The organism is Actinomadura logoneensis, from assembly GCF_003428695.1.
Classification (GTDB): domain Bacteria; phylum Actinomycetota; class Actinomycetes; order Streptosporangiales; family Streptosporangiaceae; genus Spirillospora; species Spirillospora logoneensis.
This window is the reverse complement of sequence record NZ_QURH01000388.1, coordinates 1-707: the sequence shown is the minus strand read 5'-3', so window position 1 is coordinate 707 and position 707 is coordinate 1. Positions and strand designations below refer to the sequence as shown.

General features: G+C 76.1%; 1 protein-coding gene and 1 pseudogene. Both read left to right on the top strand.

The window, feature by feature from the left end; genetic code table 11:
* Positions 1 to 360 (top strand): annotated as a pseudogene (locus DZF91_RS40050) (hypothetical protein); the annotation flags it as partial.
* 215 nt (positions 361 to 575) lie between these two features.
* On the top strand, positions 576 to 707 hold a 132-nt coding region (locus DZF91_RS22870), incomplete at its 3' end, for an SDR family NAD(P)-dependent oxidoreductase (protein ID WP_117359466.1).

The window sequence follows — 707 nt, the reverse complement described above, 5'->3', positions numbered from 1 at the left end:
GCCCGCGCGGCCCGGGAGAGCGTCGAGGGCGCGGTCGCCGCGGCGGGCGGGCTGCCGGGCCAGGTCGCGGACGGCGTCCGGAAGGCGGCGTTCGAGGCGTTCACCTCCGGCCTGCACACCGTGGCGCTGGTGGGCGCGGCCGTCGTGCTCCTCCTCGGCGTGCTGGCGCTCGCCGCGATGCGCGGCGTGCCCCCGATGCCGCCGCCGCCCAAGCCCCCGAAGAAGCAGAAGAAGAAGGGCGCGGGCAAGTCGGACGCGGCCGACGCGGCGGCCGAGCCGGAGCCCGGACCGGAGAGCGTCGAGGAGCGGACGGCCGGGTCCGCGTCCCGTCCAGGGGCCGCCTCGGAGGCGCCCTCCTAGTTCTTCCCACGCCCGCCCGGGGACGTCCTCGAAGCACCGCGCTTCGGGGACGTCCCCTTTTTCGCGTCCGCTCCCGTCCGCGCACCAAGACCCGGAAAACGCAGCGCAATCTGAAAGGCCCGAGGCCAGGGGTCCGCCACGCAGAATGACCCTGCAGAGTCACCGACCCCGCGGAGTCACCGAGCCTGTGGAGTCACCGAGCCTACGGAGCCACCATGGCGGACGGTCCCGTCACACTCATCACCGGCGGCGCGGGCGGCATCGGCGCGGCCACCGCCCGCCGCCTGCTCGGCCTCGGCCACCGCGTCGTGGTCACCGGCCGCGACGAGGCCCGCCTCGCCGCCTTC